We start from the raw sequence: 24,784 nt of genomic DNA, 5'->3' as shown, positions 1-24,784 counted from the left end.
TTGTTTCCAACTGCCAATATACGCTAAAGCTCTCTCATCAAACTAAACGATTGCATTAGATTTAACTTTCCATACCCCCACTGTACATTGGGATACTCAATTCCTTCCGTCTTGGAACAGCCCCGAATTAAAAATGCCCGAATTTGGTTTGTGCTGATCGCAACATTATGTTTTTGAACGATTCCCCATTGAAGAAACAAGGCGCACGCTCCCGTTGTGACCGCAGTTGCCGAACTTGTTCCGCTCATTGTTCCAAATCCGCTTGGCGTATATCCGCTGATATTGACGCCCGGAGCCACCAAATCAGGGGCCATTGTCGGAGCCAGCGTCGGCCCCCAGGAAGATCTTAGATACAGGCGGTCATCTTCGCTGTCGTATGCGCCGCAGCAGATGGACCCCAGCATCGTTCCGGGCACAGTAATCGTGTAATATGGCGAGGGCGCCAAGAATTCCACACCTTCGGCTACAAACCCTGTCATGGGGAGCCACGCATGATATGTCCCATCCAGCACAATATCCCCATGAACCGTGATCGACCAGATGCCCGGTGTGGCGTTTAAAATGCGAACCATTGTCAGTTGTCCACCGCTGTGTTCAAGCGGGAAGAAATATTGAACTGTCACCGTCGAGGATTCCAGCAGCAGCTCCGCCGAGGTTTCCGGCCCGTTTCGCGCAGGTACACGCTGTATCAACTCGCCTGATGGCGAATGAATTGATACAGAGAACCGATCAGAAACTGCGTTCCAAATAGAAATGCAGACATTACCTGCCCGTTCACCAATCTTCAGGTCAATGTTTTGCGTCTCGCCCGCCATGTTCAGCTTTCCTTGCGTATGATGCCGTGCTTGGCTTTCATTCCCCGCCGCAACGCAAAGACAAACTCCGCGGAGATTTGCGACATAGGCAAGATATTCTTCCAGAAAGCTGTTTCCATCGTGGCCGCCAAAGTTGGACCCCAGCCCAATGCAAATTGCAACCGGGCGGCCCAATTCCTGCGCTTTTGTAATAATATACTCAACGCCAATCATGACCGCGCTCGATTCGAATGCAAACTCCTGATCTTTAGCTATGCAAAACCAATCTCGATAAGTGGGACGAACCTTTCTTAATTTAACCGCAATAATTTCCGCTTCAGGCGCTGCGCCAATGAAGTCGCCGACCTGCCGTCCCGCCGCCACGGAAGCGTTAAATGTCCCGTGTCCGGACTCATCCCGCTGCTTTACGATCTCGAAAGGGCGATCCGATTTTAATGCGGCATTGATTTGCTCGTTTGTGTATTCTGTTCCCACTGTAAACCCCCGAGGTGTGTTTCCAACGCCTGTTTCATCGTAAATATATTGAATTTTGCTGGTACCATCGTCGTATATAAACGGAGGCTGTGTAAAGTCGATTCCCGTGTCAACAATGCCGACCAATACATTGCTGCCTTTCAGACCTAAATACGGCTGGTTATGCACTTGTATAATCCCCGATTTGTTAAGCGCCTCCCGGTTGAGGAGTCCAAGTACAATGGACACAGAGCTAATAAAAGCGGACCCCAATAATCTGGCCAGCGATTCAAAGCGACTGCGTGTAATGTAGCCGATTACATAACGATCCACCAGCGTTTGCGTGATGATGACATTTGGATCGTGTTTAAGATAATCCAGTAAGTATCCGCTCTTTCTGGCAATAAAATCCACCGTATCCGGCGAATTAATAAAATCCAAAAGCTCCTGCGAGTATTCCATGACTACCTCCGCATCAGATATATGAGATCCTCCATCGTCTCGCATAAGTTAAGCGCTCCATATCCCCACAGCGGATTGGGATATTTTACGTTTTCCTTCCGCACTGCATTTCGGCATAAAAACGCTTTGATGCGTTCTCCATATAAAAAAATGTCATTTCCGCGCACAATGCCCCACTCCATCATCAGGGCTGCGGAACCAGTTACAAAAGGCGCCGCCATGCTGGTTCCTGTGAACGCATCATAACCGCCGCCTGCCTTTGCTGTAAAAATATTTTCTGCGGGCGCAACAATGTCAAGCTGCGCCTTGCACCCTTCAAAATGATTACCCCGGCCGGAAAACGCGCTGATGGTTCCCGTGCTGCCACGGTATCCCCCCACGCTGATGACATTGTCCGATGTGGATGGGATGGTCATTGTTAAATAGACGGAAGGCTCCAAAAACGCCGTCCGCTCTGTTACGGCTCCAATATTAGGCAGCCAGACATTAAACGTACCCTCTACAATGTCTTCCCCGTAGCAGCGTAGCGTCCATATTCCATTTGGGATCGGGCCATTAATCGCCTCAAACTGGAGATAAACCTCCTGCCTATCAGAATAATGGTTTGGCTGCCCATAAATCAAACGAACTCTAACCCCGTCCAGCACGGTGTCGAGTCTCCCCATCACCTCGGTCAGCCGCCCTGAAGAACGTCCACTTGGACCGATCAGTTCATACGATACGCGGTCGGCAAAATTTTTCCAAAGGGATAAATACATTCTTGAAATGTGGGCGGCAGTTGCAAAGTCTACGTTTAACTCCTCCACGGGGCCTAATTTTTCTTCAAAATGATGCCCGCTGTATCCCTCATTCCCCGCCGCGCAAACAATCACGCTTTTCCATCTTCGTGCCATATCACTGATGTATGTTTCAAACAAGGAGTCCCCGGTATGTGAACCGTCGTTCGTTCCAAAGCTGAGGTTGATCGCACAAGGCATCTCCATGCTTTGCGCCCGGTCAATGACATACTTAATTCCTCGCATAATGTCTGTGGAGCGCACTTCTCTTAGATTTAATTTCACCACAATGATGGACGCGCCGGATGCAATCCCCATATTTCCCGCCGCAATGCCCGACACTGCGGTCCCATGTCCCACCGTGTCACCATTTTGGATAGCGCCTGAATCAATTTGCTGCGCATCGTATTCCGCGCCAAAAAGAAAGCCGACCGGCGGCGTTCCGATTCCTTCCATATCCCAAAAGTATGCAACTCTGGTTTTTCCATCCGGATTCAAAAAATCAGGGTGCGTGACGTCAATTCCCGAGTCGATGACGCCAATCGCAACCCCGCGCCCGTTTAATCCCATGCCGGACTTCGATTTCACAGAATTGATGCAGGAATAGCCCATGCTGTCCAAACGTGACAAGAACAACTTCTTGGCGGGTTCTACATACTCAATTTGTATATGATGATAAAGTTGTTCTATACCAGCTGCATCCGTAGTAACGATAGCATAGCTTTCGTTCAGCAGTTCAACGTCGTATCCTTCCAAATTCAAAATGCCGTGGTACTTGATAATATATTCATTCATGAGTGCTCCGCCTTAATAAATACAGTCAATTTCATTAATTGCCATTTTTCCTGAAGTCCATCTTTCGTTTTTCCAAATGTACGCATAAACAAAAAATTGATCAACTCTGACCGGGTAAATCCAAAGTTCTTGATTATTTGTCGTAAGAATATATGTGCAGAGAAACAAATACTGTTTTATATACTGAGGCCCTGTGCCTTTCAGGCATGAATGAATCTTGGGCGTATAACGGGGAGGAGGTGCTGGAGGTACATAATGCTTAATCGGCATAATCAAACACTCCATATTGAAATATAATAGATAAGGGGTTGATACCTTATATGTGAAAGGCGGATTTAATATGAATCAGTACCCTGACAAAGGCAAGCTGCAAGTCAGCGTGTCCGCAAAGGATAACCTATATCCGATTTCAGAAGCCACAGTTCGTATATCAGATATATCAACCGGCGAAGTTGTTGACGAATTCCCCACCGATTCTTCGGGCCAAACGCCCGTCTTTGAATTGCCTGCGCCACCCGAGGAATACTCCGTCACCCCAGGCAGCGAGGAAAAACCCTATGCGTCGTATAACATGACAATCCTTGCCAAGGATTTTGAAACGCTTCACATCGGCGGTGTTCAGATTCTTCCGCAGAATATTGCTCTGCAAAACGCCAGCCTTAAAACGGCTACAAAAAATGGATTTAACGTCAAAAATATACTGATTGCCCCCCATACATTATGGGGCGATTTCCCCCCGAAAATCCCGGAAGACGACGTGAAACCGCTTCCGGAAAGCAACGGACTGGTTGTGTTGGATCAGCCTGTTATCCCTGAATTTGTTATCGTCCATCAAGGACCGCCTTCCGACACATACGCCGAAAATGTCTGGGTGACATTTAAAGACTATGTGAAAAACGTCGCCTGCTGTGAAATCTATTCAACTTGGGAAACGGAAACACTCAAAGCAAATATCCTTGCCATTATTTCTTTCACACTCAACCGCGTCTACACGGAATGGTATCGTGGAAAGGGCTATAACTTTACAATCACCAACTCCACTGCTTATGATCAGGCATTCCAATACGGCCGAAATATCTTTGAAATGGTATCTGTTCTTGTAGATGACCTGTTCACCACTTATATTACAAGAGAAAATATCAATCAGCCGCTTTTTACGCAATACTGCGATGGAAAGCGCACACAGTGCGCCGGGCTTTCCCAGTGGGGCTCACAATCTCTTGGTGAACAGGGGTATGCGGCAATTGATATTTTAAAGCACTACTATGGTCCAGAGATTTATCTGGCAGCGGCAGAAAAGGTGGCCGGGGTGCCCCGCTCCTATGACAACAATGTTTTGCAGCTGGGGAGCACCGGCAGTGCTGTGCTGACCATTCAGAATCAACTGAATAAAATTGCAACTCACTACCCTGCCATTCCTAAAACAAAGAGCAACTCAGACTTTGACAGCACGACTCAGGAAGCCGTCATGAAGTTCCAGGAAATTTTCCATCTTCCTGTGACCGGCGCTGTTGATTTTAAAACGTGGTACGAGATATCAAATATCTTCGTGGGCATTTCGAAGTTAGCCGAACTGCACTAAAAGGAGAAGGCGCTGCGTTAAATCAATACGCAGCGCCTTCTTTTGCCCCAGAGCGGAACCTCTGGGTGAAGAACCATTATAAATGACAGCAGGGAGGTTCCGGTGATTTCCGGCCCTCCCTGCTATTCTTGCTTTCGTATGCAGAACGTTACGCAGCCCGTCTCATCGGAACATTTTCCACTTGCTGAAAATCAGCGTTGCCACAACGCTCAGAACCACAGCCATGCCGATGATAATCGGAAACCCCCACGGGCTTTCCGCAAACGGCATTCCCGCCATATTCACGTTCATTCCGTAGGCACTGAAAATCATGGTGGGGATGGCCATTACAATGGTGATGATGGACAGCACCTTCATCACGATATTCAGATTGTTGGAGATGACGGACGCAAACGCATCCATCATACCACTGAGAATCCCGCTGTAAATATTCGCCATCTCAATGGCCTGCTTGTTCTCGATGATAACGTCCTCCAGCAGCTCGGCGTCCTCGGGATACTTTTTGATGAGTTCCGTCCGCAGCAGCTTTTCCAGCACCGCCTCGTTGGAGCGGAGGGAGGTTGTGAAGTACACCAGACTTTTCTCCAAATTCAACAGTTCCACCAGTTCCCGGTTCTGCGTGGATTTGTGAAGCTGCGCTTCCACCGCTTCGCTTCTTTTGTCCACGGTTCGCAGATACTGCAAATACTGGGTGGCGATTTGATACAGAAATTGGAGTATAAAACGCGATTTCATCTGGGTGTGGAAATTAGAAACCTTTCCCTGTGCAAAGGCTTGGATCACCGGTGTTTCCTTGCTGCAAACCGTGATGAGAACGTCCTGCGCCATCAAAATGGCAAGGGGAATCGTGTTGTACAGCACACGTTTGCTCTGCTCTTCCGACGTGGGAATGTTCACCAGGATCATGGTATAATTTTCGTCCATCTCGATGCGGGAACGCTCGTCGGTATCCAGCGCCGCCAGCAGAGTGTCCATGTCCAGATCATACCGGTCGGAAAGCTGCCGCAGCTCCTGTTCGTCCGGTGCAACCATAGAAATCCAGCATCCGCTCTGAGGTGCGGATATTTCCCGCAGCTGATTATCCTCTGTAAAATAGTAACGAGTCATTTAAAATGTCCTTTCCAGACACAGCGTCTGGGAAGGACACTGTGTCGTTTTAACTATATTTTCTTTTTGATAAGGGGTGTTCTATACTTGGGCCTGAGTCCATATAATCCCTTCCTTTCAAAGCAGACGCAGCTGCGCAGCAGTCTTATTTTATATAGAAAGCGCGTCCTCAGAGAGTGCCGTGGTCAAAATTTCACATCTCTGAATCCGGGCGCAGCTTTTTAACGAGTTTCACCAGTTCATACCAAAACACGGCGGCCGCCGCAATCCCCACCGCCTTAAAAAACAGCGGTGCAGACAAGGGCGCCAGTTTTAAAAGTCCGTTGAGCGGAGAGTACAAAACGACGCCCAGCATCGCCAGCGTACCAAAAGTCACCGCCCACATGACCCAGTCCTTTGCCAAGCGCTTCACCGACTGAATGGCAAAATCGCGTTCGGAGCTGTTGACCTGCACCAAAAAGAGATTGGACAGCATCATAATGGCAAGCCCCATGGAGCGGGCTGCGGGCGCATTGGCGGCGCTGCCATCCAGCATCATGAGATATGCGCCGAAGGAGGCGGCAAAGATGCTCAACCCCTGCAAAACGCTTTTTACGAGGATGCCCGCTGTCAGCAGCTTTGCCGCAGGATCGCGGGGCCTGCGGTCCATAATATCCGTCTCCGCGGGCTGGCGCTCCAGCACAATGGAACAGGTGGGGTCAATCAGCAGCTCCATCAGGACCACATGCAGAGGCAGCAGCAACAGCGCTGCGGGCGCAACGCCCAGAATCGGCGCAAGCAAAGACGCAAAGGCAATGGGGATGTGGATGGTAAACACATACCCCACGGCCTTGCGAATGTTGTCATAAATGCGCCTGCCGTCTTTCACTGTTTCCACAATCGTTGTGAAGTTGTCATCCATCAAAATCAGGTCTGCGGCCTCGCGGGAAACCTCGCTGCCCCGCTTGCCCATGGCAATGCCGATGTCGGCGTATTTGAGGGCGGGCGCATCGTTCACACCGTCGCCAGTCATGGCGACAATTTCGCCGTTGTCCTTAAACGCTTTCACAATGCGCATTTTGTGTTCCGGGATGACGCGGGAGAAAATGCTGACGTTCCTCACCTTTTCCCGCAGTTCCTCATCGCTCATTTCACTGAGCATATCGCCGGTGAGAATCCGGTCGCTGTTTGGCATTCCGATCTTTTTTGCGATGGCGGAGGCGGTGAGTCCGTTGTCCCCGGTAATCATCACCACGCGAATGCCCGCCCTGCCGCATACGGCGATATCCGACTTGACACTTTCACGGGGCGGGTCGGCAAGACCCACCAGCCCACAAAGCCGCAGGCGGCAGTCTGTAATCCGCGGTGGGATCTCCGCTTCGCTGGCAGGACTTCCCGCCGCGACCGCGATCACGCGTAGTCCCTCTTGGGCCAGTTCGGTGATCTTGCGCTCCGCCGTTTCGCGTTCTTCCTCCGTCAGGTCGCAGATGGTTAAAATCCGCTCGGCGGAGCCTTTGGCGGCAATCACCAGCCGATTGTTCCGCCGCCAGATATGGCCCATCATCTTCAGCTCACTGGTAAAGGCGTATTCCCGCACCAGCTCACCGCTAAAAAGGTCGTTCCCGGACAGGCCGAGACTCTCGCAATGCGCCAGCATGGCGTGTTCCATGGGGTCATACGCCTCGGTTTCGCAGGCCAAGCCCATGACCTCGCACAGGGCGCGGCTGTCGCCATCCGCCGCCCAAGTCTCCTGCACGGCCATACGGTTCATGGTAATGGTGCCGGTTTTGTCCACGCAGAGAACCGACACCGCGCCCAGCGTTTCCACGCTGGGGAGTCTTCGGACCAGCGACTGCTTTTTTGCCAGCCGCCACGCGCCCATGGAGAGAAACACCGTGAGAATGACCGGAAACTCCTCGGGGATCATGGCCATCGCCAGCGTGACGCCGGAGAGGACGCTTTCAATCAGCCGATCTCCGAAGCTGTGGTCCGGGATGTTGAGCCAAGTGAAGATGCCCACCAGCGCAAAGAGAAGGGCGGCAATCCCGGCGCACAGCCTTACAAGGCTTTCCGTCTGCCTTTGCAGGGGGGCCGGCTCCTCCGGTGCGGCGGCCACATGAGCGCCGATTTTTCCGTACTCCGTGCTGCTGCCGATTCGGTCCACCAGCACGGTGGCCGTTCCCTGCGTAACCAGCGTTCCGGCATAGCAGTAGTCCCGCCGCCAATAGTCGTCGGTCGGCTCCGCATTTTCTGCGGGGACCTTCCACACGCCTTCCGCTTCTCCGGTCAGGGAAGATTCGTCCACGCACAAGTCACTGCACTTGACGATCACGCCGTCTGCCGGAATTTTGACGCCCTCGCAGATCATCATCAGGTCGCCGGGAACAAGGTCCGCACTGGCAATCGTCCGCTCCACGCCGTCGCGGATCACGGAGATGTGCGGCGCGGATAAGTCCTTGAGTGCATTGAGCGTTTTGTCGGTTTTCCACTCCTGAATCACGTCGATGCTGATGACGCCCACCACGAAAATGAGCATAATCGCGCCGTCCCGGGGTTCCCCCAGAATAAAGTAGATGACCGCGGCGACGATCAACAGCAAAAACATCGGCTCGCAGATGGTATGGAGCACTTTTTTGAAAAAGCATTCCTTCTTCCGCGGCGTCAGCTCATTTTTGCCGTATTGCTCTTGCAGGCGCTTTGCTTCGGCGGCGGTAAGGCCCGCCGCGTCAGTCTTGCTGTTTGTCATAAAAGAACCTCCCGTTGTCTGCCTTGCGGCAGCGTTTGATTTCTCCTATGGCACTTCATTTTTTCGGGGTCACCGATCCACATGTGTGCAGTCGTTCCTATTTTATTTATAAACATAAAAATAGCACACCCGTGGAACATACTACTGTCCCACAGATGTGCAAAAGATGCACACTGCTGCCGCTCGCTGGGCGGCCCGGCCCCATGACCTTTGCAAAAAGGTTCATCGCCTGCTCAGTTTGTACTGTTGATCTCGCATTCCTTGTGAATGTAATGCAGTGCAAAGAGAATACTCAGCATTATATGTGACGCCAAGAGAATTGTCAACTAAATTCTCTTGGCGCCACTGTTCAGAACTCATAAAAGCAATTGCCCGCCTTGGATTCGCTTTTGCAGATCTTCGATCTTGCAGAAAATTTCCGCGATGGTGCGCGCAAATGCCGCATCGTCCTTTCCGGTGGGGTCGTCCAGCCCCCAGTCCTCCCGGTGTTTGCAGGGCAGCAGAGGGCACTCCACATTGCAGCCCATGGTCACCACCATGTCAACATCGGGCAGCCGCTCCAGCAGCTTGCTGTGCTGTGTCCGCTCCATGTCGATGCCATAGAGCCTCTTCATGAGCCGCACCGCGTCCTGATTGATTCCGGGTTTGGTTTCCGTCCCCGCCGAATAGCTCTCAAACACATGGTTTGCAAAGTGTTTGCCCAGCGCCTCGGCAATCTGGCTGCGGCAGGAGTTGTGGACGCAGACAAAGGCGACCTTTGGGCGGTTTCCGCATAGACCCGTCTCCCCATCTGTTTGACAGTACGGTTCAGCCGCAGCGTCACTGACGAACGGGGCGGAATCTCTCCCGCTGCCGTGCGGGGCGCGACTCAAGCCGTCGGATTGATGGAAAGAGCCATCCGCTTGCAGATTACCTTTCTTCATCGAATCATCCCCGTGTTTTTTGCAAAATTTGAACGACTTCCTCTTTTTTCAAAACCTTGCCGAAGGAAACCACCTTGCCATCCACCACCAGCGCCGGGGTGGTCATCACGCCGTAGGCGGCGATCTGGGCAAAGTCCGTCACATGGTCGATCTCCGTGTCCATCCCCAGTTCCTTCAGGGCCTCCGACGCCGCCGCCTCCAGCGCATTGCACTTGGCGCAGCCGGAGCCAAGCACTTTGACCGCGGAACCGCCGGTTTTCGCTTTTTCCGCTTGCGCCATTGTCTCGGCATTGCAGTTTCCGCCGCAGCAGCAGCCCGACGCCGTTTCTTTCCCTATGGTTTTTTCCTCAGTCGTGTCAACGGGTTTGCACGCTCCGCCGCAGTCACACTGGGCCGACGCTTCATCCGCGTCTTTCTTTTTCCCAAAGCCAAATAGTCCCATAATAAAAATCCTCCTACAAAAAATCAGATAAACAGGAATTGAAATGCGTTAAAGAGATACCCCACAAGGGTAATTCCCACCGTGCAGATGGTCACAAACAGCCCCAGCAGTTTCGGCTTCACCGCTTTGCGCAGCATAATCATGGACGGCAGACTTAGCGTGGTGACCGCCATCATAAAGGCGAGGACCGTTCCCAGCTGCGCCCCCTTGAACAGCAGTGCCTCCGCCACGGGAATGGTACCGAAGATATCCGCGTACATAGGTATACCCAGCAACGTAGCCAGAATCACGCCGAACGGATTGTCGCTGCCAAGCACCGTCTCAATCCAGCTCTCGGGAATCCAGTTGTGAATGACAGCCCCAATGCCCACGCCCACCAGAATATAAGGAAAGACCTTTTGAAAGGTGGAAACCACCTGTTCCTTGGCAAAGAGCAGCCGTTCCCTCCTCGTCAGCGTAGGCGATTCAATGTCCACGCCGCTTGCGCTGCGAATAAATTCCTCCACCTGATTTTCCATGTGGAGTTTTTCGATCAGACTGCCGCCGACAACCGCCACCAAAAGCCCCACAAGCACATAAGCAATGGCCACCTTCCCTCCAAAAATACTCACCAGTAAAACAAGGGAGCCTAAGTCCACCATCGGTGAGGAGATCAAAAAAGAAAACGTCACGCCCAGCGGCAGTCCCGCACTGGTAAAACCGATAAACAGAGGGATGGACGAGCAGGAACAAAACGGCGTCACCGTGCCCAAGACGGCCGCCATGCAGTTGGCCCAGATACCGCGAAAGCGTCCCATGATCTTCTTGCTGCGCTCCGGCGGAAAATAGCTTTGAATATAGGAAATCAGAAAAATCAAAAAACAGAGCAGCACCGAGATTTTCAGTACATCGTAAAGGAAAAACCGGATACTGCCGCCCCAGCGGGACCCGGTGTCCACGCCCAGTGCCATGAGCAAGTTGCCAATCCATGTATTGAGCCATTGCATTCCGAGAATCTGATCTTGAAAAAACATCCATATGGCACCCATAAAATTATCGCCTCTCCATTCATATCGAAAAATTTCGATTTGTTCTGCCGGATAAAAGCCATCTAAACAGATGGCTTTTATCCTTGGCAGCAGCCGCAATCGTCTGCCGCCGCATTTGGGGTGGTAATTGCCTTCAGCAAAAGCATGGCCTCGCGGCTTCCCTGTTCGCTGATCTTATAATACGTCCACTTGCCTTCCTGCCTGCTTTCCACAACGCCAGATTCGCACAGGATTTTCATGTGATAGGATAACGAAGACTGCCCGATCTCCATCCGGTCGATCAAGACACATGCGCATTTTTCGCCGCTGCGCAGCAATTCCAGAACTGCCAGCCGCTTTTCATCGCAAAACGCTTTGAATACCTTGGCGTTTTTCTCTGGGCAAAGGTCCAACTGCCACACCTCAAATCAACTTATTTTGATATGACGAAGTATATGCCTCAAATGAAAAATTGTCAAGTTGATGCTTATCCGAAACCCAGCAATGTCCCTTTATTTCCATATCCATTTAAATGAACGCAGCTAAAACCCGATCTCTTTGCATATACGGAAGAATCACATCATTCAGGAGATGGAATGTGGTTCCCATGTCTCGTGTGCCTCCCTCCAAAATCACAAGCATTAGATCAATCAATCCATAAGCACACAGATAGTTGGTTGAACCGTATGTTTCGCGAAGCATTGCTTCAATCGCTTGCGCATGCAACTTATCCTGCGCAACTCCGTCACCGAAGCTAGGGGTATCCCATCATCGGCAAAGCTGATTGATGGGATATGCAGACAGACACTTTATGCTTATTCAAAAATTTTACCTAGAAATCCAGCTACGGACTCACCAATAGCGCTTGCAGCTCTGCCTGCTTTGTCCACCCGCTCTCCGAAATATTTTCTTCCATATCGGCTCCCTCTGCGGCTCCTTTTCTACGCTTTCAAGTAGCGTCTCTTCTTTCTTTTTGGGGTAGTTTTCTTGTCACTCATCACCGCTCCGGTTTTCCTGATCCTTAGCAATATGATCTACATAAACGATCCGTTTTCTTCCGGTGTATGGGTAATGATGAAATGCAGTAGTTTTGAGAGGTTGTAGGGTCTTTGCGCACTGCTTCCATCCATATAATCGGCACGGTAGTAAATCGGCTCCATATTTACGCCCGGTACTTTCCCGAATCCGTCGTTGGGCGCTTTTTACCTTATCTCTGAGAAATTTTTCAAGTTCAGGCTCCGGCGCATTTTCCGTTTTGTTCCAGCCATTTCCTTTCATTGTAATATCGCATGGATTGCAACTAAAATTCGGTCAGTTCAATCCGCTCCAAGACTTGGAATAATAACGTGGTTGAAGAGATCATAGGAGCGATCAAGCACGCTATCAGCCATCGTCTTAAAGTCTGCATCGTTCTTATAAAGATTGCTGTAGTCTCCAGAAACGGTAATATCCGGAATAATTTCCAGCCAATAGATGACTTCTGATCGTCTTTAGACAAATCACTAAATCGATAGTTATCGACTAAATTTTCAATATGCTGCCCCACAATATCCACATCAGGATTCGCACATGCGTCGGCATATGCTCTTGTTGAAATGATAGCAATGCTCGTTCAAGCCAAATCTGCCGTCTGCTATCGGTTCAGGCGGCGCACGACGGAGCGAACACCCTTTGAAGCAGTCTTTACTCCGTGTTTTAGAACACCGCCGGCAGGGTAGCCACGCCGTTTTCAGCGGAGAAGTCCGCCCCACCGCCGCGGGATTCCGCAATCGGCTCCATGCTTTTTTTCCCCAGTCTCTGGCCGGGACACTCGCTTTTTGGCAGGCCGTCCACAAAGTCGGCCTGCCCCGCATAGAGGTTTTTGATTTGAATGACAATCTTTCCCACGTACCAGTTGCATTCGCCGGAGATTTTCGGGCTTTCCAACCCCGTGCAGGCGTACAACGCGTTCTCAAGGCCGTTTGCCAGCACGGCGCAGACATTCAGCTCATTTTCAAGCGTTTTTGAAAGTCTGGCGGAGATATTGAGTCGCTTGGCCTTTCCGTCGGCTTTTGCCTTTCCGTCGGCTTTTGCCTCTACGTCTGCTGTCGGAAAAAGCGATTGAATGTCGCACTTTGTTGTGTTAAAATGCAAGCAAGTTTTTTTGCGCCGCAAGACGCCGGAGGAGGTGACCGCCATGTTAAAGATTGCCATATGCGACGACCAGCCGGACGATCTGTCGGTGCTCCGGGCCTATGTCGGCGAATTTCTCTCTCAGCGGGACACGGGGATGGAGCTTCGAGCCTTCACCCACCCCGACACGCTGCTGACCGCCATGGCGCAGGAACGCTTTCCCCTTTACATCTTAGATATTGTGCTGCCCATGATGAGTGGACTGGAACTGGGCCGGGAGATTCGCCGCTTGGACCGGGAAGCGCAGATCATTTACGCCACCACTGAGCCCCAGTTCGCCTTACAGGCTTACGCCGCCAGCCCCATCAACTATCTCGTCAAACCGCTGGACAAGGAGCAGCTTTTTGACACGCTGGATCTGGCCGTTTCCAAGATTGATCTGGCGGGGCAGCGGAGCTTCCCCGTGAAGACCGCCGAGAGCCTGCGAGTTCTCAAGCTGGAGGAGATTGTCTGCTGCGAATACCGGAATCACACCGCCGCTTTTACCCTGACCACAGGCGAGGAGCTGGTCAGCCGCAGCTTTCGGGAGAGCTTTGCGGAATACGCCGCGCCGCTGCTTCGGGACAGGCACTTTTTGCAGTGTCACACGGCGTTCGCGGTGAATATGCGCTGGGTGGAGCGCTTTGCCAAGGACAGTTTCACTCTCTGCGGGGGCAAAGCCGTTCCCATTGCGGCTCGGCAATACCCCGCCGTGCGGGACGCGTACATGGACTATCTCATGGGAAAGGGGGCGGACAAATGAGGGAGCATCTTCCCGACTTTCTGCGGGCAATCGTCTCCACCACCGCCAACGTGTTGCTGATGTCCAGCCTGCTGCAGCCGAAGTATTCCAAGCGCGTCACCCGCCTTGCCATGCTGGGGATTCTCGCCGCCGATCTGGGCACGGCGGCCTACTGCTATCTCAGCGGCAACCTGACAATGCTGGCAAAGCTGGACATTGTGCTGTTCGCGGTGCTGTGCTTCGCCGTGCGCCCCCTGTTTCAGGACAGCTTTATGCAGTGGCTCTTCTCCTATCTCACGGTGCAGAACATCTCCGACGTGGTCATTATTCTCAGCTTTGAGATCGCACGCTTTCTGCCCTGCCCGGAATACGGCAACACAGTGCTGCGCATTGTGCTGTTCGCCGTGTTTTTGCTGGTTTTGAATCGGTGGGTCCGCCCCCTCTACCGGCAGGCGGTGGAGCATTGGGCCACGTATTTCGCCGTGGCGCTGGGCGTTTACCTCACGTTTAATTATTATGTTCTCTTCTCAGAGGATGTGGTGTCCATGCTCACGGAGAACGCGGCGCAGCTGCTGCTGGTGATCTTTATTGCTCTTGCGGCCTACTCCTCCATTTTCATCTCCCTGAAAAATTTGCAGCAGGAGTATCAGGTAAAGCAGGAAAACCACGCCATGCACGCGGAGAGGGCGTACTTGCAGCTGGCGGCAGAGAGCATGACCCAGCGGCTGCGGCTGATGGAAGAGACGGCAGTGCAAAATAGCCGCGCCGCCCACGACCGCCGCCATTTTAACAATCTGCTGCTGGAACTGGTGCAGCGGGGGGACATGGACGCGGCCACGGCCCTGCTGAAAAAAGAGAGCGCCGCCGGAGACGGCGGCAGTCGGGTCTACTGTGAAAATCTTGCGCTGAACGCCGTGGTCTGCCACTACGCGGAGCTGGCCGGTCAGCTGGAGATCAAGACGGAAATTGAGGTGGACGCACCCCGTCAGCTGGCGGTGGACAGTCTGGAGCTTTCCATGGCAGTGGCAAATCTGATGGAAAACGCGCTGCACGCCTGCGCCGCCCTGCCCGCAGGAGAGCGGCGGTATCTCCGGGTGACCTGCCGCATCGCGGGACGGCTGCTGTTGGAGGTGGAAAATCCCTGCGCAGGTCCGGTGACATTGGACGCGGAGGGCTATCCCGTCTCTGCGGAGGAGGGCCACGGCGTGGGGACCAAAAGTGTCATCGCCTTTGCGAAAAAGTACGACGGGGAGCTGCTCTACAAGCAGGAGGGGCGTGTCTTCCGCGTGCGCCTGCTGGTCTAAGGCGGCGTCCCCCGCCCTTGCGCCTCCGCCCCGCAGCTTTTTTTAAGCGCAAAAATGAGCCTTTTAAGTGAAAGGGCTCATTTTTTCTTTTTTTGTGATAATTTGTCAAAAAAGGGTGAAAAAGTCACCCTATGGATTTTTGGGGAGAGGAGGGATCGCCCATGGAGAACCGCAGGCGTGAGGACGCGCCCCTGACCGCACCCAACGCCGAGGGTAACGTCTGGCCCAAGCAGGTTTGTCCGGTTTTCGAGCCAAGGGGCGACGCACCGGAGGGATTGCGGCAGTGCTGGTATTGCCGCAGCGCCGACTTCCATCTTGGCAAGCCCCGCTCGCTGGAGGTGGGCATTTGCTATTGGCCAAAAAAAATCACAAAATAGGAGCATAAGCCATGAGAAATGAAAACACAGTGCCGCGCAGCGGCAGAAAACAGCCCATGCTGAAACGGCTTTTCAGCAGTATTCTGGTAGCGTGCCTTCTCCTGACACTGCTGCCAACAGCGGCGTTCGCGACAACCAGCCCCACCATTGGCACGCTGGACTTGGGCAGCGCCACCTTCACAGCGGGCGTCTCCATCGGATCCGACGCCTTCGCAGCTTATGTGCCCACCGTTACGGACAACGGCTACACGATCACTGGGCAGAGATGGGAGGTAAAGCAGGGTTCCGACGGCTGGTCCAATTTTACCGCCCCCGGTGGCGGAGCGACTGTGATCTCTCCCCGCACAACTTTGACGTATCAGCTGCGTTACTATGTAACCTTTCTGGTAAACAGCACGCCCATGATCTGGTATTCCAACGAGGTCGCTATGAACGTGGTGGGCTGGGAAACCGCGCTGACGCTGACCGCCAGCCCTGAAAGCCCGCAGGCGGCCAATACCCAAATCACCCTGACGGCCACCTTGACCGGTTATCATATCGACGCAGGAGTAAACGGTCAGACCATCACCTTCAAAAGCGGCGAAGACACCCTCGGCACAGGGACGTTGAGCGCAGGCGGCGTGGCCACCTGCGCGTGGACGCCTACCGCTGAGGCAACCTACAACCTGTCCGCCGAATATGCCGCGACGGCGTATAATCAGGCGGCAACCGGCACGCTGGAGTACACAGTGAGCGCCGGCACCCCCACGCTGCCCACGGCGGCGGAATACGCCGCGGACGCGGCAAGCGTCACGGACTACGTGCTGGATACCGGCGAGAAAACGCTGGCCATTAAAACCGCCAAGGGCGCGGCCTTCTGGAGCGACAGCGCCAGCAAGCAACTCTATTTGGACTACGCCGTCACGCTGGACGCCAACCTCGACGTATCCGGCTTCCTCTGGACACCGGTGGGCGACAGCCATGGAAACGGCTTCACCGGAAACTTTGACGGGCAGGGACACAGCATCTCCGCGCTGACGGTAAACCTGACCACCGACGACTATGGCGGCTTGTTCGGGAAATTGTATACCAATGGCACCGTCAAAAATGTCAGCATTGCCTCCGGCAGTATCACGGTGAAGTGTCCAACCTCGGCCTACGCGGGCGGCATTGCGGGATACAGCTATTACAGCACCATTCTGAACTGCGAAAACCATGCCGCCATTACCGCCCAGACGACCGGCAGCCCCGACACAAACACCACCCACGCCGGCGGTCTCGTGGGCTATGCCGGTATGTCTTCCACCGTTGAAAACGCCCTGAATACCGGCGCGATCTACGCCATCACCAACAGCACCACAGCCTATATCGACGCGGGCGGCATCAGCGGTTACAGTTACATGAACGCCAAAATTTCCAACTGCTACAACACTGGCGCGATCTCCGCCACCGGCGGGGCTTCCGCCTATGCAGGCGGCTTGGCGGGCGCTTTATTCGGCGCAAAGGTTTCCAACAGCTACTATCGCTCCAACAGCTGCGCGGTGGGCGTTCAAGTCTCCTACATGACCAGCACGATCACCGGCTGCGGCACGTTCGCGGACAACACCGGGGACTTGACTGCCGGGACGGCGGCGCAGTTTTTGTATCAGGCCCAGACCCTTGGCCACGGAGAAGACCTGCTGACCGCGCTCAACGGCTATGTAACTGCCAATTCCGGCAAGGGCTATGCCACATGGACGGCGGACAGCGCGGGCAGTCCCGCCAACGGCGGCTATCCGGTGCTGTCTGCAAGCCCGGAGCCCGCACCCGGGCCCGGCCTGAAGGTCACAGGAGACGCCAACGGCTACACCTATGAGGACGGCGTGCTTACCTTTACGGCGGCAGGAGAATACACTGTTTCCATGGCGGACGGCGTGGCGGAGACCCATGACCGCATCGCCGTGGACCGCAGTGCCGGGCAAAACACCGTGACCCTGAATCTGAAAGGGGTGCATATCACCGCCCCGGCGGGGGAGAACGCGCTTACCCTCGCGTACACCAATTCCATCAACATCCTCGCCGACAGCTCTCTCACCGGCGGCGACAGCGCAGACAATACCTCCAACGGCGGCTACGCCGTGGGGGGCGTGGGAGGCTCTGTGATTCTGCGCGGCAATGGAACCCTCACCGCCACCGGCGGAGCCGCGACGGGCAGCGGCAAAGGCGGAGTCGCAATGGGTGGTAATTTTGCCATAGACCCCAACAGCGCGGTCAGCCTGAACGCCACCGGCGGAGCCAGCGCCAGTGGCACGCCGGGCAAGGCCGCTGACACCGCCACCATTCTGGCCTCCCGGGTGATGCTGGGCGACAGTCAAAGCGAAATGAAGCTACTCACAAAGATGAGTCCGGAATCAGCCGACTATCAGCGCCGGTATCTCACCGCTCAGCCAATGCCCACGGTCAGCGAATATCTCGCCGCCCACTCGGCGACGGCGGGAACGGACTACGCACTGGATACCGGCAAGAAGACGCTGACCATCAAAACCGTCAGCGGTGCGGCGTGGTGGAGCGTCAACAGTGCAAGCTATCTGGACTACGCGGTGAAGCTGGACACCGATCTCGACCTGTTCGACTTCCTCTGGAGCCCGGTGGGTGCGAACGCAAACGCCCCCTTCATCGGGACGTTTGACGGGCAGAACCACCGCCTTTTCAACCTGTCGATTCGGGCGAAGGGCGAGTATACCGGATTGTTCGGCTGTGTGAAGAACGCAAAAATTCAAAACCTGTGCATTGCCTCCGGTAAAATATTTGACGTTTACAGAGATGTGGAGACCTACGTCGGTTCTGTGGCGGGCTGCGCAGAGGGCAGCACTATTGTCAACTGCGGCAACCGGGCCGCGATCAGTGCATTCTGCCTGCAGACCTCCACTCAGAATGCCTTTACAGGCGGTCTGGTGGGCAAGATGCGGGACAATACCGGCGTGATCGCCAACAGCTACAACACCGGCGTTCTAGGTCAGTCTTTTGGGGGCTGGATGCAGATGGGCGGCATTGTGGGCGACGACGGCGGCAGCAAGGTTCTCAACTGCTACAGCGCCGGAAGGCAGTATAACGCCGTGTACCTACAGAGTTCTACGAAACATATGGGCGGCATCACAGGCAGAACCGCAAGCAAAAACGCGGAGAACATTCAGGGATGCTACTATTATCGCAATCAGTCGAACTGGACCTATGACGCGATGGCCGGACTTGAGCTGAAGCCGATTGCGGAGATGCAGGCTGCGGTGAGCAGTCTCAACGCCTATGTGGCTCAGAATCCCGGCAATGGCTACGCCACATGGCTGGCGGACAGCGTGAACACGCCCGTCAACAGCGGCTTCCCCGTGCTGCCCACGGCGGGCTCCAGCTCCGGCGACCCCAGCGCGCCCCCCACCCTCTCGGCGGCGGAATACCTGCTGCAGCACCCGGCGGTGGACGGCACGGACTACGCGCTAAATACATCCGCACATACGCTGGTCATCAAAACCGCCGAGGGCGCGGCGTGGTGGAGCGCCAACGGCAACTCCGCCGACTACAAGGGCTTCCAAAGCTACACCATCGTGCTGGAAAACGACCTCGACCTGTCCGGTTTTTTGTGGACGCCAGTGGGCAGCGAAAGCAGACCCGTCACCGCCGCCACCTTTGACGGGATGGGACACCGCATTTCCAATCTGACGGTGGATATGCAATCCAGCTCGGCGGCCTACGCCGGACTGTTCGGCAAGGTCGTTGGCGCGACCATTCGCAATCTGGGGCTGGTGAACGTCAACATTGCCGTCACCGCCACCTCCACCTCCACTGCTACGGATCCCAAACAGTACGGCCTCGCAGGCGGCGTGGCGGGCTACGCCCTGAGCAGCACGATTTACAACTGCTTTGTCACCGGTAGCGTCGCCGCCACCTCCGCCAAGACCTGCGCCGTCGCAGGCGGTCTGGTGGGCTTTGCCGACAGCTCCGGCGGCAAGCTGGCGGTGGACAACTGTTACAGCGCCGCCAGCGTCTCCGCAAATGGCGCAAACAGCGCGTCTTCCTACGGCGGCGGCATCGCGGGTCGCATTTTCACGTCCAACGCCGTCAACGTCGCCACGGACAGCTTCTCCCTGACCGGCTCCGTCACTGCGGGCGGCGGCGGCAACCTCAGCAGGGACGGAAGAGTGTCGACGGCGGAGGAGATGAAGTCCCCCGGCGAGCTGGGCACGGGGATGATGGCAAACCTGAACAAATGGGCGACCGAAAACGGCGCGGACTACGCCGGGTGGAAGCTGGACGGCACGGTCAACAGCGGCTATCCCATTCTGATTTCCATGAACGACGCACCCTCCGGCCTCCCCACCGCGGAGGAATACCTCGAAAGCCACCCGGCGGCCGACGGCACGGACTACGTGCTGACCTGCGATGCGCTGCCGTCGCTGGGCGGAACACTGGCCATCAAAACCGCCAGCGGCGCAGCGTGGTGGAGCGTCAACGGAAGCAAATATGAAAACAGTCTTCTCACCGTCACGCTGGAGAACAACCTCGACCTGTCCGGCTTCCTGTGGACGCCGGTGGGTGTGCACGACGCTCCCTTTGGCGGCGGCCTTGACGGCAAGGGGCACAGCATCACGGGACTAACCGTGGACGTGAAGCCCACCGTCGGCACGGCCTACGCCGGATTGCTGGGCGAAGCCAGCGGCGGCGGGGTGTGGAATCTGGGTCTGATCAACGTCAACATCCGAGCCAGCTCCACGGCCAGCTCCACGACCGGCTCTAGCTGCGTCGCCCGCGCGGGCGGCGTGGTGGGCTACGGCTATCTCGGCTTCTCCACCAGAAACTGCTTTGTGACCGGTAGCGTCTCCGCCACGGCAACCAAGGCTAAGGCCGCAGCGGGCGGCATCGCGGGCATGGCGGAGCCCGCGGATAATCAGTTTATCAACTGCTACACCGCATGCGACATCACCTCCACCGGCAGTACGGGAGGCTATCTGGGCGGCATTGCGGGCTACTACCCAACCGAGCTTTCGCAAGACGCCTTCACAGGAAACATCTTCACCCTCGACACCACCGCCACCGACTCCAAGGGCCTCAATCACCTGAACGGAAAGTCTCTGACCGCGGGGGAGATGAAGGTACTCAGCAACGATGGCACGGCGATGCTGGAGCTCCTGAACGAATGGGTGACTCAACAAGGCTCTCCGTACATCGGCTGGAAGCTGAACGCGACCGTCAACAAAGGCTTTCCCATTCTGAACCTTACCAGCAGCGGCGGCTCCGGCGCGACCACGGTCTACACCGTCTTCTTTAACGCAAACGGCGGCACGGTTTCTCCCGCCCTCGCAACCACCCATGCCAGCGGCATTCTCACCGGCCCCCTGCCCACCCCCACCCGGGACGGATATGCCTTTGCTGGGTGGTTCACCGCCGCCAGCGGCGGCACAGAGGTCGGCCTTACCACTGTGTTTTCCGCCAACGCTACCGTCTATGCCCACTGGAAGCAGACCTTCGCCGTGGGCGGCACGGTGAACGGCGGCGACAACCAGCCCGTGGCGGGCGCGCAGGTCAAGCTGGTGCGGGGCCGCACGGAGGTGCAGAGCACGACTACCGACGCGCAGGGCGCGTACAGCTTCGCCGACGTGCCCGTGGGGGCCTATAACGTGGTGGCCAGTAAGGACGGTAAAACAGTCACGCTGCTCATCAACGTGGTCAGCGCGAACCTCACGGAGCAAAACCTCACCATGCCCAGCCAGCGCAAGAACTCTGTGCTGGAGGTCGGAGCCAACACACCGGACGCGGTGGTAGGCGGTCTGGACAAGATCGCCGAAGGTTCCGCGCTGGAGCCCGGAAGCACCAGCATCACCATCAAGCTGACGGTGCAGCGCAAGGAGGAAGGCGACGCGGCCAATGCCGGCGCACTGAAAACGCTGGCTGGCAGCAAAACCGTGAGCGACTTTCTGGACCTCTTTCTTTCCAAAATCGTGGAGGGCGTAAGCGCAGGGGTTACGGATATCGGCAGCGCCAACGCCACGGTGCTGGAGATCGTCATCCCCTATGACTTCACAGGCAAAACCGACGTAGCAGTCTACCGTTACCACGGCGAGGCCCAAGCGCTGCGTGCACTTTCCAGTCGTCCGTCGGCTGAGGCAGGCGCGGACCAGACCTTCTTCGCCGACAGCGCCAACAGCCTCCTCTATGTCTACGCATCCAAGTTCTCCACCTACGCCGTAGCCTACGCCACCGGCAGCGGCTCCGGGAACAATGGTTCCGGCGGCAGTGGCGGGTCCTCCTCCTGCGGCTCCGGGACCTATGCCCCCACAGTCAACAACGGCGGGCACGGAACCGTCACGGTCACCCCCCAGATTCCCACCGCGGGCGCACAGGTGGACATCACCGTCAAGCCCGACAGCGGGTACAACGTGGGTAAGGTCACCGTCACCGACGCCAACGGCAAGCCTGTGCCCGTCACCGACAAGGGCAACAACACCTATACTTATACCCAGCCCAGCAGTGGCAAGGTCACCGTCACCGTCACGTATCAGCAGATGAGTGCGCTGCCCTTCACCGACGTGAATGCCGGGGACTGGTTCTATGAGGGCGTGAAGCATGTGTACGAGGCGGGCCTCATGAACGGCACGTCCGACAGCACCTTCAGTCCCTATCGCAGCACCAGCCGAGGTATGATTATCACCATTCTCTGGCGGCTGGAGGGTCAGCCTACAACAGCCAAGGCGGCGAACTTCGCTGATGTTCCCGCAGGGAAATATTACACCGAGGCCGTTGCATGGGGCGTGGAAAACAGCATCGTTAACGGCTATGGCAACGGAAATTACGGCCCGGACGATTTGATTACCCGCCAGCAGTTGGTGGCCATTCTCTATCGCTATGCCCAGTACAAGGGAATGGATGTGACCACTAAGGGCAACCTGACCGCATTTTCCGACCAGCCGTCCGCTTGGGCGCTGGAGGCGGTACAGTGGGGCGTTGGCGCGAGCATCATCTCCGGTCGGAGCGACGGCACGCTGAATCCCCGGGGGAATGCCACCCGCGCGGAGGTTGCCGTCATTCTCACCCGCTTTGACGGTTTGTCTTGACCAAGCAAACGTCGCGGCGGCTTCGCCGCCCCTCAGCAGCCACCCTACACAGCACGCAAGGCCCGGATTCTCTTTCGAGAATCCGGGCCTTGCGCTTGTCCGTGTGTACTTTAAGAATTCCTGTGATGCAATCCAATCATTTTTTGAACATGAAGGTTAATCGTACTTTGAATATCCTGCCACTATATCGAAATATATGTATGAACCACTAAGCGGCGGCGTACAACCAGAGTCAATGGCTGCAATGGAACTACTACATTTACCTATAAATTTCCTGTTCAAAATACATCTGCGCGGTATCGCGATGGTATGGCGGCCTTTACTATGATGCCGGTTATGGAGAAACGGGCTACAGACTAATTGGGGCGGTTGTTCTAAAATACACAGGAGCGGCGCAATCCAAGCTGAAAGAAGGAATTCAATATGGAAGCATTAAATCGATTACATGAACAATCTGCAATGCTCCATGGCACATCGCAGAAACCAAGACACAGTGAACAATTTTCAAAATTTATAACCAAGGGCTGTTCAATAAAATAGGCTCCTTTTCTAGTAACAGTGCCGTAGGTATTCAAGAACTCGCAGAAAATATAATCCCCAAAAAAGCATCTGTGGCTACATCTATGATGAAGCCAGAGGCAACCCTAATATCAATATTGTTGCCGGAACTACGTGGGAAATTCTCTCTATAGCTTTTGAATGACCTCTTTGCGGCGCTGGCAAAGAAGGCTTTTCGGCACAAAGTTAAACATAAACCAGCAACCGCACATTCTTCGGTTACTTATGGAACAGCGGGAGCCTAGCGTTTCACCCTCTTTCCCTAAATGCATCAGCTTCTCTTGGGCCTCAAACAGGTGAAAGTAGGCGCCACGTTTCTGCATGAGTTCTGCATGTGTCCCCTGCTCGGCCAGCACCCCCTGCTGCAAAAAGGCAATATAATCGGACTCCACCGCGTTGGCAAGCCGATGGGAGATAAACAAAATCGTATGACTTCCCTTCAGTGAGTGAATCACACCCATAATAGCTTCTTCGCTTTCTACATCAATATTGGAGGTAGCCTCATCAAAGATATAGATAGGGCTGTCCTTCAGCAGTGCACGAGCCATTGCCAGACGCTGCCGCTGGCCGCCAGAGAGATTGACCGCACGTTCCGAAAGCTTCATAGAAAGCCCGCCCTGCCCGTTGACAAAATCCAATAGATTGACCCGGCGAAGAACATCCTTTAACTCTTCGTCCGTGGCATCAGCCTTTCCCTCCCTCAGCGTCTGATAGACACTTCCGCCAAACAGATAGCTGTTGCTTGAAACCACTGTAATCAGTTCTCGTATACTTTCACCCGCAGCGTTCCGTAACTCTACGCTGCCGATCATAATGCTGCCCTCATACCCGGGACGCATTCCGGAGATCAGCGCGGAAAGGGTCGATTTACCGCAGCCAGATACCCCGCATAGTGAGACGAAGCTGCCCTGTGGAATGCTTAAGTTGATGCTGGAGAGAGTCTCCTTTTTTCCGTCATAGGAGAAACTTACATCCCGGACTGTGATACCGCCTGCTTCTACACGCTGTGTTCCATCCTCCATTTCCGGGAGGTCAAATAGACGGAACATCCGGTCAGCGGCACTCATACCATTCATGGCTACATGAAATAAGCTGCCCAGCGCCCGCATGGCGAGGAAAAACTCACTGGAAAGCAGAATCATTGCCACTGCCTGCCCCATTGCCACTTGGCCTAGCAAAAAAGCCCGACCTGTGAGAATCCCCCCTAAGGCTGTGCCACCGTAAGCTACCAGATCCATCATGGTATAATAGCTGGTGATCACAGCACCAGTATAAACACCGGTATCTACCGCCATGGCCGGAACTGCCAACAGGCTTCCCAAAACTGCCATACAGACAGCCCAAATACCTATCTGTTTGCGCTTCATTTTATTGTACCCTTTCCGCTCAAAGCTTTCTGTTTCTATTGGAACGGTTTATGGAAACCGTACATCTTCGTAAAACCACAGTTCTTGCAAAGACTGTATAGGTCTGTTTTCACCAGCCCCGCTGCCCCTGACGCCAA

15 protein-coding genes, 1 pseudogene and 1 riboswitch are annotated in these 24,784 nt (G+C 54.8%); of the genes and pseudogenes, 6 read left to right on the top strand and 10 right to left on the bottom strand.

What is annotated here, in order from left to right; genetic code table 11:
- Positions 1–23 precede the first annotated feature (23 nt).
- Positions 24–1,730, bottom strand: a complete 1,707-nt coding sequence (locus ON16_RS12430) for a S8 family peptidase (RefSeq protein WP_051131748.1) — start codon at positions 1,728–1,730, stop codon at positions 24–26.
- A 2-nt stretch (positions 1,731–1,732) separates the two neighbouring features.
- Positions 1,733–3,301, bottom strand: coding sequence for a S8 family serine peptidase (locus tag ON16_RS12425; protein ID WP_051131747.1), 1,569 nt, complete (start codon positions 3,299–3,301; stop codon positions 1,733–1,735).
- A 340-nt stretch (positions 3,302–3,641) separates the two neighbouring features.
- Here ON16_RS12425 and ON16_RS12420 point away from each other — a divergent pair, with 340 nt between their 5' ends.
- Entirely contained in the window at positions 3,642–4,883 is a 1,242-nt protein-coding gene (locus ON16_RS12420; RefSeq protein ID WP_040663178.1) for a peptidoglycan-binding protein, read from the top strand.
- Between the two features lie 162 nt (positions 4,884–5,045).
- On the opposite strand, the gene ON16_RS12415 is transcribed toward ON16_RS12420, so the two are convergent.
- The 7 genes and pseudogenes from ON16_RS12415 to ON16_RS12385 form a co-directional block, all read right to left on the bottom strand.
- Entirely contained in the window at positions 5,046–5,990 is a 945-nt protein-coding gene (locus ON16_RS12415; protein WP_040663175.1) for a magnesium transporter CorA family protein, read from the bottom strand.
- A 193-nt stretch (positions 5,991–6,183) separates the two neighbouring features.
- A complete protein-coding gene (locus tag ON16_RS12410; protein WP_040663173.1) occupies positions 6,184–8,715 on the bottom strand; it encodes a cation-translocating P-type ATPase in 2,532 nt (843 codons plus the stop codon).
- A gap of 142 nt (positions 8,716–8,857) precedes the next feature.
- Positions 8,858–8,962: riboswitch (NiCo riboswitch) on the bottom strand.
- Positions 8,963–9,071: 109 nt separating this feature from the next.
- A pseudogene (locus ON16_RS16175) lies at positions 9,072–9,479 on the bottom strand (arsenate reductase ArsC); the annotation flags it as partial.
- 163 nt (positions 9,480–9,642) lie between these two features.
- Entirely contained in the window at positions 9,643–9,918 is a 276-nt protein-coding gene (locus tag ON16_RS16365; protein WP_352416666.1) for a thioredoxin family protein, read from the bottom strand.
- A 185-nt stretch (positions 9,919–10,103) separates the two neighbouring features.
- On the bottom strand, positions 10,104–11,108 hold the full coding sequence (locus ON16_RS12395) for a permease (protein WP_040663170.1): 1,005 nt from the start codon (positions 11,106–11,108) through the stop codon (positions 10,104–10,106).
- A gap of 77 nt (positions 11,109–11,185) precedes the next feature.
- Positions 11,186–11,500: an ArsR/SmtB family transcription factor gene (locus tag ON16_RS12390; RefSeq protein ID WP_040663167.1), complete on the bottom strand. Its 315-nt coding sequence runs from the start codon at positions 11,498–11,500 to the stop codon at positions 11,186–11,188.
- 1,282 nt (positions 11,501–12,782) lie between these two features.
- Positions 12,783–13,280 carry an ATP-binding protein gene (locus tag ON16_RS12385; RefSeq protein WP_081579718.1) on the bottom strand — a complete coding sequence of 166 codons (498 nt, stop codon included), beginning with the start codon at positions 13,278–13,280 and terminating at the stop codon, positions 12,783–12,785.
- Between ON16_RS12385 and ON16_RS12380 the strand changes: the two genes are divergently transcribed.
- From ON16_RS12380 to ON16_RS15410, 5 genes are all read left to right on the top strand, one after another.
- On the top strand, positions 13,264–14,001 hold the full coding sequence (locus tag ON16_RS12380) for a LytR/AlgR family response regulator transcription factor (protein ID WP_040663162.1): 738 nt from the start codon (positions 13,264–13,266) through the stop codon (positions 13,999–14,001). The genes ON16_RS12385 and ON16_RS12380 overlap by 17 nt on opposite strands.
- Positions 13,998–15,284 carry a GHKL domain-containing protein gene (locus tag ON16_RS12375; RefSeq protein ID WP_040663159.1) on the top strand — a complete coding sequence of 429 codons (1,287 nt, stop codon included), beginning with the start codon at positions 13,998–14,000 and terminating at the stop codon, positions 15,282–15,284. Before ON16_RS12380 ends, ON16_RS12375 begins: the two co-directional genes overlap by 4 nt.
- Before the next feature lie 161 nt (positions 15,285–15,445).
- Positions 15,446–15,661: a hypothetical protein gene (locus ON16_RS12370; protein ID WP_040663157.1), complete on the top strand. Its 216-nt coding sequence runs from the start codon at positions 15,446–15,448 to the stop codon at positions 15,659–15,661.
- An 11-nt stretch (positions 15,662–15,672) separates the two neighbouring features.
- Positions 15,673–22,722 (top strand): S-layer homology domain-containing protein, encoded by a 7,050-nt coding sequence (locus ON16_RS12365; RefSeq protein WP_040663154.1) that lies wholly within the window; start codon positions 15,673–15,675, stop codon positions 22,720–22,722.
- Positions 22,723–23,329: 607 nt separating this feature from the next.
- A complete protein-coding gene (locus ON16_RS15410) occupies positions 23,330–23,425 on the top strand; it encodes a rubredoxin (protein ID WP_081579717.1) in 96 nt (31 codons plus the stop codon).
- Here ON16_RS15410 and ON16_RS12360 read toward each other — a convergent pair.
- Positions 23,409–24,611, bottom strand: a complete 1,203-nt coding sequence (locus ON16_RS12360; protein ID WP_243441832.1) for an ABC transporter ATP-binding protein/permease — start codon at positions 24,609–24,611, stop codon at positions 23,409–23,411. The two genes, ON16_RS15410 and ON16_RS12360, sit on opposite strands and share 17 nt — an antisense overlap.
- Between the last annotated feature and the right edge of the window lie 173 nt (positions 24,612–24,784).

Source organism: Oscillibacter ruminantium GH1, assembly GCF_000307265.1.
Lineage (GTDB): Bacteria > Bacillota > Clostridia > Oscillospirales > Oscillospiraceae > Oscillibacter > Oscillibacter ruminantium.
This window is presented reverse-complemented; position numbering and strand designations above follow the sequence as displayed.